Origin of the sequence: Mucilaginibacter mallensis (assembly GCF_900105165.1) — a bacterium.
GTDB lineage: Bacteria > Bacteroidota > Bacteroidia > Sphingobacteriales > Sphingobacteriaceae > Mucilaginibacter > Mucilaginibacter mallensis.
The window spans coordinates 4,721,088-4,735,274 of record NZ_LT629740.1 but is presented as its reverse complement, the minus strand read 5'-3'; the positions used below and the strand labels follow the sequence as shown (position 1 = coordinate 4,735,274).

The 14,187-nt window shown below is 39.8% G+C and carries 13 protein-coding genes and 1 tRNA gene; 3 read left to right on the top strand and 11 right to left on the bottom strand.

Annotated features, from left to right (window positions below):
* Nucleotides 1-93: 93 nt before the first annotated feature.
* The 3 genes from BLU33_RS19255 to obgE all read left to right on the top strand — a co-directional run bounded on the left by BLU33_RS19255 (nt 94) and on the right by obgE (nt 1,959).
* Nucleotides 94-167 (top strand) — tRNA-Arg (locus tag BLU33_RS19255).
* Nucleotides 168-266: 99 nt separating this feature from the next.
* Complete coding sequence (locus BLU33_RS19250) at nt 267-848, top strand: adenylate kinase (RefSeq protein ID WP_091376886.1); 582 nt, start codon at nt 267-269, stop codon at nt 846-848.
* A 106-nt stretch (nt 849-954) separates the two neighbouring features.
* Nucleotides 955-1,959 carry a GTPase ObgE gene (gene obgE, locus BLU33_RS19245; protein WP_091376883.1) on the top strand — a complete coding sequence of 335 codons (1,005 nt, stop codon included), beginning with the start codon at nt 955-957 and terminating at the stop codon, nt 1,957-1,959.
* 18 nt (nt 1,960-1,977) lie between these two features.
* Here the strand turns inward: obgE and BLU33_RS19240 are convergent, their stop codons facing one another.
* The 11 genes from BLU33_RS19240 to BLU33_RS19190 form a co-directional block, all read right to left on the bottom strand.
* Nucleotides 1,978-3,546, bottom strand: a complete 1,569-nt coding sequence (locus BLU33_RS19240; protein WP_157682265.1) for a hypothetical protein — start codon at nt 3,544-3,546, stop codon at nt 1,978-1,980.
* A 6-nt stretch (nt 3,547-3,552) separates the two neighbouring features.
* Nucleotides 3,553-4,104: a putative colanic acid biosynthesis acetyltransferase gene (locus BLU33_RS19235; RefSeq protein WP_091376877.1), complete on the bottom strand. Its 552-nt coding sequence runs from the start codon at nt 4,102-4,104 to the stop codon at nt 3,553-3,555.
* The gene (gene xrtY, locus BLU33_RS25215; RefSeq protein WP_157682263.1) at nt 4,091-5,530 is read right to left on the bottom strand and encodes an exosortase Y; all 1,440 of its coding nucleotides are present in this window, start codon (nt 5,528-5,530) and stop codon (nt 4,091-4,093) included. The genes BLU33_RS19235 and xrtY overlap by 14 nt, the downstream gene beginning before the upstream one ends.
* The gene (locus tag BLU33_RS19225; protein WP_091376874.1) at nt 5,494-6,117 is read right to left on the bottom strand and encodes a class I SAM-dependent methyltransferase; all 624 of its coding nucleotides are present in this window, start codon (nt 6,115-6,117) and stop codon (nt 5,494-5,496) included. The genes xrtY and BLU33_RS19225 overlap by 37 nt, the downstream gene beginning before the upstream one ends.
* Nucleotides 6,114-7,250, bottom strand: coding sequence for an XrtY-associated glycosyltransferase XYAG1 (locus tag BLU33_RS19220; protein WP_091376871.1), 1,137 nt, complete (start codon nt 7,248-7,250; stop codon nt 6,114-6,116). Before BLU33_RS19220 ends, BLU33_RS19225 begins: the two co-directional genes overlap by 4 nt.
* Nucleotides 7,247-8,647, bottom strand: coding sequence for an exosortase Y-associated Wzy-like protein (locus BLU33_RS19215; RefSeq protein ID WP_091376867.1), 1,401 nt, complete (start codon nt 8,645-8,647; stop codon nt 7,247-7,249). The genes BLU33_RS19220 and BLU33_RS19215 overlap by 4 nt, the downstream gene beginning before the upstream one ends.
* Entirely contained in the window at nt 8,648-9,790 is a 1,143-nt protein-coding gene (locus BLU33_RS19210; RefSeq protein ID WP_091376863.1) for a glycosyltransferase family 4 protein, read from the bottom strand.
* Entirely contained in the window at nt 9,787-11,073 is a 1,287-nt protein-coding gene (locus BLU33_RS19205) for a glycosyltransferase family protein (protein WP_172829267.1), read from the bottom strand. Before BLU33_RS19205 ends, BLU33_RS19210 begins: the two co-directional genes overlap by 4 nt.
* 102 nt (nt 11,074-11,175) lie before the next feature.
* The gene (locus BLU33_RS19200; protein WP_091376861.1) at nt 11,176-11,895 is read right to left on the bottom strand and encodes an FkbM family methyltransferase; all 720 of its coding nucleotides are present in this window, start codon (nt 11,893-11,895) and stop codon (nt 11,176-11,178) included.
* A 24-nt stretch (nt 11,896-11,919) separates the two neighbouring features.
* On the bottom strand, nt 11,920-13,143 hold the full coding sequence (locus BLU33_RS19195; RefSeq protein WP_157682261.1) for a glycosyltransferase family protein: 1,224 nt from the start codon (nt 13,141-13,143) through the stop codon (nt 11,920-11,922).
* A gap of 20 nt (nt 13,144-13,163) precedes the next feature.
* Entirely contained in the window at nt 13,164-14,183 is a 1,020-nt protein-coding gene (locus BLU33_RS19190) for a glycosyltransferase family 4 protein (protein WP_091376853.1), read from the bottom strand.
* Nucleotides 14,184-14,187 lie beyond the last annotated feature (4 nt).

Genomic DNA, 14,187 nt, shown 5'->3' with positions numbered 1-14,187 from the left:
TAGGGGATTAAAATAAAAATCCTATTTTTGCAGTCCGTTAAAAAAGGCAGTTATAGTCGTTATAACATTAGGGCCGATTTTAGTGAAGACTTAGCACTTGTAGCTCAATTGGATAGAGCACCTGACTACGGATCAGGAGGTTAGGGGTTCGACTCCCTTCAAGTGCACATAGAATTGCACTATATCACAAGGATAAAATCCTTAGGTGCGCAAAAATATCAAGCCTTTCAGTAATTGTACCGGAAGGCTTTTAATTTGATATAAGCATGCTAAACTTGGTATTGTTCGGCCCGCCCGGAGCAGGCAAAGGTACTCAATCACAAAAACTTATTGAAAAATATGGCCTGATCCACCTATCTACAGGTGATCTTTTGCGCGGGGAGATATCACAGGGAACACCACTAGGTTTAGAAGCAAAGAAGTTGATGGATCATGGTAAATTAGTTCCTGACGAGGTTGTTATTGGTATGATCAGCAATAAACTGGATGCCAATAAGGATGGAAAGGGATTTATTTTCGATGGTTTTCCACGCACAGTTGCTCAAGCTGAAGCTTTGGATGTTTTGCTTGAAACTAAATCATCATTAATATCAGGCATGATTGCCCTGGAAGTTGATGATGATGAATTAGAGCGCCGGCTATTATTAAGAGGAAAAGATTCAGGCCGCCCGGATGATGCTAATCCGGAGATCATCCGCAAGCGTATACATGAATACAATGATAAAACGGCACCAGTTGCCGGTTTTTATAAACAACAGGATAAATTTAACAGCATTAATGGTATTGGATCAGTAGATGAGATATTTGCCACGATAAACGTTATTATTGATTCCTGGTTAAAAAAATAATAAACGCAGAAAGCTAAATAATTTGTAAAGTCCGGAAGTATAGGCAATTTGCTTAAACTTTCGGACTTTGCTGACTTAAAGACTTTCCGACTAAAATAAAAAAGAGATGTCCCAGGGTTCAAATTTTGTTGATTATGTGAAGATATGCTGCCGTTCGGGGCATGGTGGGTCGGGTTCGGCGCATTTGCACCGCGATAAGCATACCGCTATGGGTGGTCCTGATGGTGGTGATGGCGGCAGAGGCGGGCACGTGATCGTTAAAGGCAATGCACAGCTTTGGACTTTGTTGCATCTTAAATTCCGTAAACACGTAATTGCAGGCGACGGTGAATCGGGCGGGAGCTCACAAAAAAGCGGGAAAACCGGCAGGGACGAGATATTGGAAGTACCACTGGGTACTATCGCAAAAAATTCAGAAACCGGTGAAACATTATTTGAAATAACCCAGGATGGCGAAACCCGCATACTTACCGAAGCAGGCAGGGGAGGATTAGGCAATTGGCATTTTAAAACATCAACCTTCCAAACCCCGCGCTTTGCACAACCCGGCGAAGATGGCAAGGAGGAATGGAACGTACTTGAACTAAAATTACTGGCTGATGTTGGTTTGGTTGGTTTCCCTAATGCGGGTAAATCAACGCTGTTATCAGTAGTTTCGGCAGCAAAGCCGGAGATAGCCGATTACGCCTTTACAACGCTTGTGCCTAATTTGGGTATAGTTGCCTACCGTAACGGCAGATCGTTCGTCATGGCGGATATTCCGGGTATCATAGAGGGTGCATCGCAGGGCAAGGGCTTAGGCTTTAGGTTCCTGAGACATATCGAGCGTAACTCGGTATTATTATTCATGGTGCCTGCTGATACCAATCGTACTATAAAAGAAGAATACAACATCCTGTTGAAGGAATTACAGGAGTATAATCCCGAACTGATCCACAAACCACGTGTATTGGCTATTACCAAATCGGATATGCTGGACGATGAGTTACTGCAGGAAATGAAGAAGGAAGTGCCGCAGGATGTTCCGTCGATCTTTATATCATCGGTAGCTCAAAAAGGGATTAATGAGCTAAAGGACCTCCTTTGGACAGAGATCAATAAAGAACAATAATAAAAAGCTTGTGTGGAATTACTTAGCCGAGTACAACGTGTACATCGGGCTAAGTTTTTGAATGGAGAAGTCCTTATACCCCCGGAAGAATTTCATAATCATACTAGCCTGTGCTCCGTCATAACTTGCGGGCAGTACAATGTATAATGGTCCGGCGTGACCATCATAGCTATAATCATCATTATCAAAAGGAATATTTGCCGGCGGCTGATCGAGCGTGATGATGCGGTTGTGTTCTATTTCCAAACCAACATCAGGTGTTGTGAAAGCGAATATAGCATTGGTGTTTTGCTTATCAAGCTGCAATACATAATCTAATGATGGCTGATCGATGGATTGCTGCGCTATTCCTGTATTTCCCCTCGCACTCAGGCTATTCACCTCATGAATTCGTGCCAGGGTTGAATAGTTAATAAAAGCTATGTAAAGACATATCAACCCAAAAAGAATCTGATATACTGGTTTGAATTTGCTAAACAAATAAATGATCCCAGGCGCCAGCATCAGGCTTAGGATGCGGAAGTGGCGGCTCTCATAGGAGATATTAAGCTGACGCAAAAATGCGACGCTAAAAAATAATACCGATATAACGTAAAAAACAATTATGAACAAGCGGTAATTATTTTTAGGCACATAACGCACAATGGCCAAAATCAAGATCAAGCTTACCAACACCGTTAAAAGTAAAATAGGCAATACATAAGCAGGTGTTAAGGTATTACCGGGTTGGTGAAATATTAAGCCATGTAAAAGGTCGTCAACCGAAAAGCCTGAAAGCAGGGGTGAGCCTAGTGGGAAACCGATAGCCTGCCAGCTTGCCGTAAATCCGGTTGAATTTGATGCAGGGTTAGCGCCTTTCGACAGGAAAAAAACATAAATGGCCGCAAGCGATATGGCAGCCGGAATGGCGAGCCATATACCGTTCTTAATTAAGTGCTGAATGTTAAGCCGGCTTTTAATTGCAGACAGGCGCAGCCAAAGGCATGCGAGCCCGGCTACATACACCCACATAAATGATGATTTGCATAAAAAGCCTATCCAGCCGGATAGCAGTACAAATAGTAATAGTTTGATGCCTGGTTTCTCTATTGCGATACATCCGTATAAAAACCAGCCTTCGAAGCCGAAGATCAAAATCTCGCCGCCGCTATAAAAGATGTAGGGAATGATAAATGCCTGCTGGCAAATAATAAGCACCAGGCTAATGGCTGATACAAGCGATGTGAACCCTATTTTTTTGAAAAAACAATAAAAACCGGCTAAGCCTGACAACTGAAAAATAATAATGAGCAGTGCCGATGCACGGCCGGTGTTTAGACCAAATAATAGTTTGAACCAATAAGGGATCAAATATTGCCCCGGCGACCACCAGGTTAAAAAGTCGGAGTTGTTTTTTGAGATATCATCCTGATTAGGGCTTACCAGCATATTGAATTTGCTGCCCATTTGCATGGAGCGCAGCACCTGGAAGCCATGGCTGGGATCGGGGTAAATAGAAGGTGGATCAATAAAGATCATTATTCCCAACCCCACGGTAATTATGCCGATGATAATGAGAATAATGCTATGTGTGCTGATCTTTTGCAAAATAAATTAATTTATAATCCGCTCCCTTACTTTTACCGCAGGGTTTCCCTGGTAAATGGCATATGCCGCGAGGTCTTTAGTGGCTACCGAACCCGAGGTAAGTACCGCATGACTGGCAACGGTAACGCCCTGGTTCACTATAGCCTGCGCACCTATCCAGGCACCATCCTCTAAAATTATACTGCCTGTTATCAGATCGAAAGTTGATTTTTTATAGTTGTGGCTGCCTGTAAGTAATAATGCACCCTGCGAAAGGCAGGCGTTAGCACCTATGGTAATCATTACCAGGTTATCTATCCACACGTTTTCGCCGATCCATGTTTCATCGCCTATGGTTAAAAACCAGGGGTATTTAATGTTTACACAGGGTTTTATAGTTACGTTGTTACCGATCTTAGCCCCAAATAAACGGAGTAAGAACACCTTAATGCTATTAACCGGCAATAGGCTGGTTTTAAAAACTACAGCATTAATATAAAACCATACTATCCTTTTCAGCGGGTTGCCACCGGGATGAAAAGGGTAATTATTATAAGCCGAAAGATTAGTTTGCTGCATGCTCCTTGTTTTCGGTTACAGGGTTCTTTATCCAAAAATACAAGCTTATAGCTATAATTATATAGATAAAGATATTAAATAGTGTATGATGGTCGATAGTTTTAGCGGCATTTTTATTCCAATACAAACCCAGCAATACAAAACGGATCACATTTAAAAGTTCAATGATAAAGATACCCGCTGCAATAAAGATCAGTTTCTTTTTTAATGGTTTAGGGTATGCCAGCACAAATGCCGTAAAGAAACTGATAATACCCAAGCCAAGGCAGGAGTATACTACCTGTATGGCCTGGTGCCCGACAACCAGCATTTCGGTATTACTGGTAATAGCCGTAAAGCCCAGCATATTTAATATAGATGCGCTGGTACTCAATAATAAAGAACGCAAACCTTGTATGTAGTTTAAGTGCTCTGCTAAAAAGGGGCTGTAGTGATTACCCTGGCTGGTAAGCCCAAAAAACATGATATTAAAAAAATAGAAGACCAGGAACAAAAATATGAACGAGAAAATAAACTTGATTATTTGATTTGAACCTGAAGCTTTGCCTGCCTTTTTCCTTTTTTCATAAATTTTGGCGTCAATCAAAAAACGGAACCAGAAACCCTGTAAAAAATGGAAGATCAATCCTTCTGTTCCATCCAAAAATCCTAATCGAATAAAATACCTGATTATAAAGTACACAATGGGCCTTACAAACAGCGGGAAGCTTTCATATTGTTTTTTAATGTAACGTCTGCGCTCAATGGGGTTGCCGGTTAATTTGGCTTTTATCACCTCACCATTTACGGTGTCATCATTAGCGGTACTGATCAAGTATTCCGCTTCAAGAGTTGCCCAATGGTTATGCCTTGCAATAAAAGTATTTAATGATTCGGTGATAATATCTATCATATCACCTTTTAAAATTTTGGTTTTACCGGTTATTTTAAAGTGCTGATCATATAGCTTATTCTCGCACTGGCCAAAACCTTTTCTGAATAGTATGGCATGATAGGTAGGGTAGTGGCCGCCATGTTTTATCCATTTATCCATAAACATAGTTCTGCGGCTCACCAGGAAACCGTTAATATCAGTATCTATAGGCTGGTTAAATGTAGCAGTGAGTTCAGTCGCAAGTTCAGGAGTAGCCCGGTGATCGGCATCAAGATTGAGTACCCAGCCGGTAGTTATCGGGAGGTTATTAAAGGCCCAGTTTCTTTGAACGCTATAGTTTTCAAAAGGGTGATGAAAAATATTGGCAGTATATTCGCTGCAAATCTCCAGCGTTTTATCGGTAGAGCCGGAATCAACAATAAATATGGCAACATTTAGCGGCTGCAGGCTTTCCAGGCAGGCCCGGATGTTGCGCTCTTCGTTATAAGTTAAAACAATAACCGAAAACTTATCTGTCACGCTACTTTTACTTTTATCATCATCGTCATCCATAAGTAGGGCAGCCTGCCGCAGCCTCTAAAATCAGTTACCTTAAAACCGCGTTCGTTTAACAATTGTGTAATTGATTTCTTCGACCAGAACTTGATATGCCCGCCCTGCCATAAAGGGTCGATGTGCTTATCCCATTTATCAAATATACTTAATAGCAGGTTTTTTAAATAGCCATGGTAAGGGGTGGTTAATATCAGTTCACCTTTGCTTTTGTCTAATATCTTGTGGCACAGTTCGGCAAACTGAAAGGGATCATACAAATGTTCAATTACTTCTGTTGAGATGATGGTATCAAATGTAATCCCTTTCAATTCTTCCGGTAATTCATCCGTTGAAAAATCCTGGATAAAAAAACGGTCGGGGTGTTGCTGACGGGCAATTGCGATACCGTCTTCAGAAGCATCAGTACCATAAACGTTAAATCCTTTTGATATCAGGTAGTTAGCCATATAGCCATTGCCACAACCCATATCCAAAATGCATTTATTGGTGTCTTTATTCAGCAGCGGGAGCAACTCCTTTTTAATATAAAAGAATGTGTGAAAAGGATCAGCGTTTTCGTATCCGAATTCTTTATACTCACTCATTTTGTAATTATTTGATTGTACATATTTATATATTTTACGGCCATGTTGTTATAGTTAAAATCCTCTAAAATAATTGCAGGCGCTTCCTTTCTTATTCGCTGTAATTCATCAAACCTGCTGTTAATGGTGCTGATTGCAGCACTTACTGAAGAGGCATTTGTTTGGCATATCCAGCCTAAGTTATTAGTAACCACATAATCAGCCAAGCCCACCTGTTCGCTTATTAATACTGCTGTACCCACACTCAGGCTTTCGATAACTACGTTGCCAAAGTTTTCATCATGTGATGGCAGTACAAGCAGGTCATGCTCATGCAGCAGATCAAACTTATTATCGCTTTGAAAGCCTATCCAATCTATATGTGCATCAATATTATTATTTACAGCGATTGCTTTAAGCGACTTAATATAATCACTATTGCCATCACCGGCAATAGTTAGCCTATATGGTATCTGAACGTCTTTAAGCGCATCAAACAGAATGTCCAACCCTTTTTTTTCTTCTATTCGGGAAAGAAAAATTAGTTTGATATGGTCGATAGAAGGTACAACCGCATATTGCTTATTTACATTAAGCCGGATGAAGTTGGGGATATTAAAAATGTGTTTGGCCTGGATGATACTTTTAACTGCTGAATATTCATTATCAGAAGTAGTATGGATATCACATTTTTTAAGCAATGGCTTTGTTAAAAAGGTATGTATTAATCCTTTTATGCCGTTGTTTTTGTTGTTGAATGAATAGTTGCTAAGTGTTCCCCTTGGTGATACAACAACTTTTACATTGCGCATTACCGCTATAAGGCATGATAGCATGGAAACCAGGTTCCACCAGGCATGGATATGAACAACATCATAATCCCTGGCTTTTTGCCAAACGTTTTTTAGCAGGGCAGGTGAGAGATGGGTATGGTCTTTAGTTATGCGTTTAAAATAAATAACAGTTACGCCATCAATAAATACAGGTTGGTTTGTATTAACAGGTAATTCGTTTAATCCATTAGCCGTAGTGGTAAAAACGGTTACTTCCGCCTCTAATTTGGATAATTGCTCGGCCAGCATTGACACCGACATGATTGGGCCGCCATAGATATAAGCCGGTTTATATGATGCGCTGATCTGAAGTATTTTCAAATCTCTTTTAAAATTTTAGTTGCTGTAAGAATTTTAGCTATGACAAGCATACTGATATAACCCCAAAAAACGGAGTTGATCAGGAATTCAAAACTAAGTCCCCGCCAAAATATCTGGAACAGACCGGTAAAAATGAGGGCTGTGCCTAAGGTATATCCGCCAAAAAGCTTCTCGGCTTTAACAGAGATAGCCGAGGCTATGGCACCATACAGAAAAAGGCCGATAAACACACCGAAGGTGCCTCCTGAGAGGTAAGTATCTACTATATAAGCTGGCTTGGCCGAAACCTGTGAATTTCTGTTCACCGCCCCGGCGTCATATACCCGTTCCATTACCAGATCTTCGGTGATTGGTTTTCCGGGCCAGAATATACGGGGTACAAGTACTATTGCCGATTGCTTTAATAACTGAAAGCCGTAATAATCAATATTTTGGGGGGTAGACTGGACGTATACGGTAAACATATCTATTTCGCTGAGCCTGTTAACCAGGAAATCCCAGTTTGTTCCATCTTTTGAATCATCATTCAGCGCCGCGTCAAGAGCAAGAGCTGTGGCTTCATCAGCTTGTGTTTCACCCGACCATGCATTCTGGCGAAATGTGGCAGCGAACTTAGGAAGTATCACGAATAATAGTAATAATGCCGGAACAAATACTACCAGAACTATTTTTTTATAGCTCGGATATAGAAAGAGACCTAACACCATAACACTTATTATAATAGGTTCCTTATAACCGGAAATTACCCCTTGATAAAAGTTGAAACAATACAATACCAGGCATATAATAGTGTTCCATATTTTTTGTAGTGGGATGGCAAATGCTAATGCCAGCGTGCCGGCAATAAAGCTCAATGAGTTTAATTGATAATAAAATTGGGTTAAGCCAGGAACATTTAAGAAAAACAGGGATACAGGAAAGGCTATCAGGGCCATTATCAGAACCATATTAGCCATTTTTTCTTTTTCAATATAGTATTTTGTTTCGACAGGGTATTTCATAAATATCAGCATGCCAGTAACAAGAGCGGCATGGCCCAATATGTAATACCGCTGGCATTGAGCCACGAGTGCCAATTTGTCTTGATCTACCAGAAGATATTCATTTGTTTTATGAAAGTTATCATACCCGTATAAATTTAAAAAGTAAAAGATAGACGAACAGGCCATATACCCAACAAAGATGATTTGGACTATGAAGATAGGCCGCATAATCTGTTCAGCGATGGTACGATCGGTAGGTAAAGGTTTTATTCTGCCTGTGTATACAAGGAAAAAAATAAAGAATGAACCGAGCCATGCAATAAGATAGGACACTGCAGGCATTGATTGAAACAATAGCGCAAGCACCCATGGCACGTACAGAATTAAGTACCTTTCAAACGAAACGTGTTTCATTTATACAGCTTTTTCAATTGCCTGGGCTTGTTTTTCGAAATTCCAGTCGTTAATTATTTGTTTGGATGATTTGCCCATTGATTTTAAACCGTCTGTGTTTTTCTCGACTAAGTTATTCAATTGTAAGACCAAATCAGCTAATGATGATTCTTTAAATATGGCTCCGTTGTTACCAGGGAGAATCAAATCAATGGCACAGCCAACTTTATCTGATGCCAAAACAGCTTTTTGGCATACCATAGCTTCATTTATAGCAAGCCCCCAGGTTTCTGATTTTGATGGCAGGCAAAAAAGATCGCATGCCTGGTACACAACCGGTATATAAGATTGATTTTGAAAACCCATAAAATGAATATTAGGATTTTCGGCTGCTTTCAGTTTTAATTCATTTTCCAATGCCCCGTTGCCAACAAGCAGCAGATGAACATTTTCTTTATTTATTGATTGAAAGGCATCAAGCAATAAAAAAGGAGATTTTATATCTTCAAATTTGCCGGCGAATAAAATAAGTATGTCATTATCATCGAGGCCTAATCCATCACGCAGCGCTTTTACCTCATCATTCCTTTTTTGTGCAAATCTTTCATTATCTATGGCATGAGGTGCAAAGCTAAGCTGTTGTTCCTTTAGGCCATACTTTTTAAAATAAGCGTTGTTGTTTGTGCCCACATACAGGGCATGGTTAACATGGGTATATATCCACCTTAATAAAACAAATTTTAGCAACGCTTTAAAACCACCTTCTTTACGGAGCAAGGTTGAATCGCCCCTGAATATAATGGGTATTTTGTTTTTGAAATGCCTGAGCACCTTTAAATGGCTGGCATACGCCCATCCGTAAATTAGTATAGCATCAGGGGCATAGTCTTTTATTTGCTGAATTAAACCAGGGGTTATAATACCATTAAAGCTATGTGACCCCGGATTTTTTGAAGTATTGATAACCCACTCATAAGGATAGCCATCGAGCAATGGCAAGTCCCATTGTACCGTTTTGCCAAAGCCCGGATCAAATTTATTCACGGCGCCTTCGCCCCAGGTATAAAAAACCTTAATCTCAATTTGCTGCCTTTGGTGCAGTAATTTAAATACCGGCGAGTAATATTGAATGGGGTGCGTAGTAATTATGGCCAGCTTTTTCATTTTTTGGTCAGTACTTTATTGAACAGCGCGATTTGCGCTTCAGTCATTGCGGCGGCGCTATACCGGTCAAATTCATCTTTTAATATAACGGCGGGCAACTCCTTTTTTGCCAGCCCGGTAAGGAAACCGGTTATGTTGCTTGTGATTTCACCTTCCCGGGTTGGGAAAGTTTGTACCGACGCGTTGTCACAACAGGTTCTCAATACATTATTGGCACTGCTGTTTTCGTGAAATATAGTGAGCAAAGGCTTTTTAGCCAACAGGTATGGATATATTTTTGATGCTGTGTATTTAGGATCGTCGGAACCTGGAATAAATAATGCATCGGCCTGGTTTAAGGTTGCAAGGGTATGGTAATAACTTATGCGGTCGGTAATTTCGATAACATTGTTTTCAATACCATATTGTTTAGCCAGGGGCATAATGGTTTGTTTTCCCCCACCTGCAGGTGCATAACTTGTACCAATAAAGTACATCTTTATTGATTGAAAGTTATTGGCATCGGTTTTCATTCCGGCTTTAAATGCTTTAAACAGAAAATCAATTGCCCTTTGCATATCGTAACCACCGCGACCTATGTAAACCAGGTTAGTGAACCCCGGATCTAATAATGGATTAAATTTATCAGCATTTTCAGCAGCAATTTTAAAGTCAGGTTCAAATGCACCAAATGTTATTACGGATGATGGGATGTCCTTTATTTGCGGATATCTGTTTTTTAAATCCTCTATATAGCTTACCGATACACTAATAAGACCGCCCACGTGTTTCACAGCGATGGGTTCAAGGGTTTTATTTAAACGATAGGAGAACCAATATTTTGAAGGTTGTTCGGCCTTAGGTTTATTGCGGTAATATTCTGAATGCCATGGGTCCTGCATGTCGATCACATAAGGGATGTTAAACCGTTTTTTCCAATATGCGCCCAATATGCTCACCGGGAATTGGGTTGTAGAAAAGTAGATCAGGTCGAATTTCTGTTCTTTTAGCAGCGCGTTAACTTTTTGTTTATAAAACCATAATGAACGTAAAGCGATACTGCCTAGGCCCAGTTTTGATGTCCATTTTTTATCAAAGGCCTTAACCGTATGTATTTTAATATCAGGGGGAACGCTCTTTAATAATAGATCATCCTTAACCATATCTACATATTGCGGATCAACCGTAACTACTTCTGCCACCCATCCACAATCCTCGAAATAAGGTAAGCTCATGCGTACCCGCTGCATATCGGCAGCATTTATTGGTGGAAGGCAAGGTGAGATGATGAGTACGCGTTTCAATTTGGCTGAGAAGAATATTTTTTTTCGTAAAATGGCACGCAGCCCTTTTTTAATAATTCAATAAAAGTGATAGGAGGTTTTACTCGTTTATATTGAAATACCTTATATATCAATCAGATTAGTATTAATTAATAACACATTATAAAAAACGTTGAGTTTGCCATTACCCCAACGATATGGGTCATAAAAGCCTGATGTGATAAAACCACTTTTTTCGCATCTTTCAAGAAGGTCAGGAAAATAAGTTTTGTTAGGGTCGTTTTTATCAAATCCAACTTCCGAATAGATGGCTTTTACATTGTTTAATAATGGACCAAGTCCATCCAATACTTCCAGCTCATAACCTTCAACATCTATTTTTAACAGATCAATTTCTTTTATTTTATTTTGCGTGCAAAAGTTTTGTGCAGTATTGATTTTTACAACCTCTGTTTTGGAGAATTTGCCATCAACGTCTTTTAATGAAGATGTTTCACTTGAATCATTGATATATATAGTTTGATTTGAGACGGCAGCACCTAAACCCTCATTATATATATGTATCTTATTACTTTTTACATTTGCGGCCAATTGCGCATAGGTAGCAGCTACAGGTTCAAAGCTGTAAATTTCAGCATCAGGAAAGTTTTTTAGAAAGTAGTTTGACGTTTGACCAATATTAGCGCCTATATCAAAGATAGTCTTAGGCTTTATTAAAGCTCTTTTTAAATCTAGCGGTAATATTCTGCCGTTAGGAATAAAAGGGAGTAATTTATAGTTTACCTGAACTAGTTTATCAATACTTTTTTCAATCGCAATACCAACTTGTAGTTTAATGCCCATGTTGAAACTTATTATGATTTGTTATTAGTTTAGCGTTTTTTCTACCAAGCTCAGGAATTTTTTATTTTCATTTTCCCAATTCATCTTTTCTCTGCCGAGTTTTAATGAAGCGGCGCAAGTATTGTGCAGTAGTTCGCTATCGGCCTGATAGACTGACAGGATGTTTGTTAATGATTGTATATCATTTTTTTGATATACTTTTCCAATGCCGGGATATTCATTTAAAAATGCCTTTTGCGCTGTTGTATCGCTGGCTATGATAGTTAAACCCGCCTGTAAGTAAGTGAAGATCTTGTTTGTTAAACAAATATCCCGGTTATAAGGCGTGCTATTTTCTGATGCCAAACCTATATCAAATTGTGAGGCAAAACTAATCAGATCATCGGCTAAGATAGGTTCATGAAAAAAGATTTGCTGTTTACCGGTGCGTGCTTTATTTAAAAACAGCTGTTTGATGCTCTCATTACTGTTCCCTAATAAATGCAGCTCAATGTTATCTGAATCCAAGCGGTTTAGTGCCTCTATCACTTCTTCAAGCCCGCGGTTAGTACCTATGGTTTGTGAGAACCAGAATAATTTGATTATACCGTTATTAACACCCCGCTCTTTAACGCTTGTATCCTGCGGGAATACATTCAGAATGGAGACAGGCTTAATGCCGGGATATAACCGCTCATAAGCATTAGCAATTTGTGGGCTTGCCGAGGTAACGTAATCAGCTTTGCTTAAATATTTATCCTCTAAATATTTAACATTTTTAAAATGAAGCGAATTTTTATCGTCGCTTACTTCCTGGCGGTGAAAATCCTCGGTATCAAAGCCGCTTTTGGCATGGTGTTTTTCCGCTGCTTTTATAACCGCTGCTAAAGCGCCCAGGTTATGGCCGATATATAGGTCGGCTTTATGATTTTTTGCTTCGCGTGTTAAAAAATAAGCACCGCGGGATATGGCTGTCTGCGACAGCATATTTACCGGGCCAGTTTTTTGTATGACGGATCTGCTTATTTTATGTATCAGCCTGCTAAAAAAATAAGTTGTTTTTTGCTGATATGGATCGCCGCCTACGCGTATGGCTTTCCATTTTTTGTTTTGTAATAATAGCGCATCAAATTTTGTTGCCCAATCATTCCAGTAAACATAAAGTACAGTTACGTCATAACCGGCATCACTCAAAGCGTCGGCTTCTTTAACAAGGCGCGGGTTTAGGGAGGGTTGGCCGGATGTTAGCAGTAATACTTTATATTTCAACCCCAATATTATTAATATGATTAATGCTCATATAAATTTAAATAGTCTTTGGCGATCTTATTAATATTAAATTTATTATAAGCTCGTAATCTGCACGCCGATCTGTTAATATTGTTTAAACCGGAAATCGCGCTGATCATTTGATCTGCAGTAGTTACCACATTGCCGGTTATACCTTCATCAACTACTTCGGGTACAGAACCTCTTTTAAAGGCAATAACCGGGGTGCCGCATGCCATGGCCTCAATCATTACAATACCAAATGGCTCATCCCATTGTATGGGGAATAATACAGCTCTTGCTTTGCCGAGATAATTGTTTTTTTGTTCGTCATCTAATTCTCCAAGATAAATGATCTGCTCACCATCAATCCGGGGCTCAATTTCCCTTTTATAATAAGCATAGTTATCTGGAGTAGTGGGTATGTTGCCGCCTATCCATAATTTGGAACCTGTAGCTTTGGCGACATCCATTGCTGTATGCAAACCTTTAATTTCATCAAGGCGGCCCAGGAACATTAATGGCGCGTCAGCAGGTACGGTATCCTTCAGGTCGTATTTTGAAAAGTCGAGTGCATTATACACCGTTGCCCATCTGCCTGCAACATTACCGGTGGATACGCAGTAATTGCTGCAGCCGGTAAAAGTGAGGTGCTTTGCTCTGGCAGACATGAATTCTATTCCTTTAGTTGATATCTGCCGCTGGTACGACATTATTTTATTTGCCGGGCTATTTAGAATAGGTAAAAAATAGATCAACCGCCCGAAATTATGGATGAGATCAAAATCCTTATGACGGGTTTTTAAGAACTTCCAGGCAAATGCAATCTCTTTTATACTATCCCATTTACTTTGTTTGGCTTTGTTTGAACCAAAGGTGATAGTAGTGCCGCTGCAATAGGATTCTGGCCCGGCAAGCAATGTAACTTCATGGCCAAGCCTGTGGTACTCTTCGGCTAACAGGTATACAATACGTTCAATCCCTCCGTATAATTTAGGAGGAACGGGGATACCGGGATTCATAATTAAGAGTATGCGCATTTGT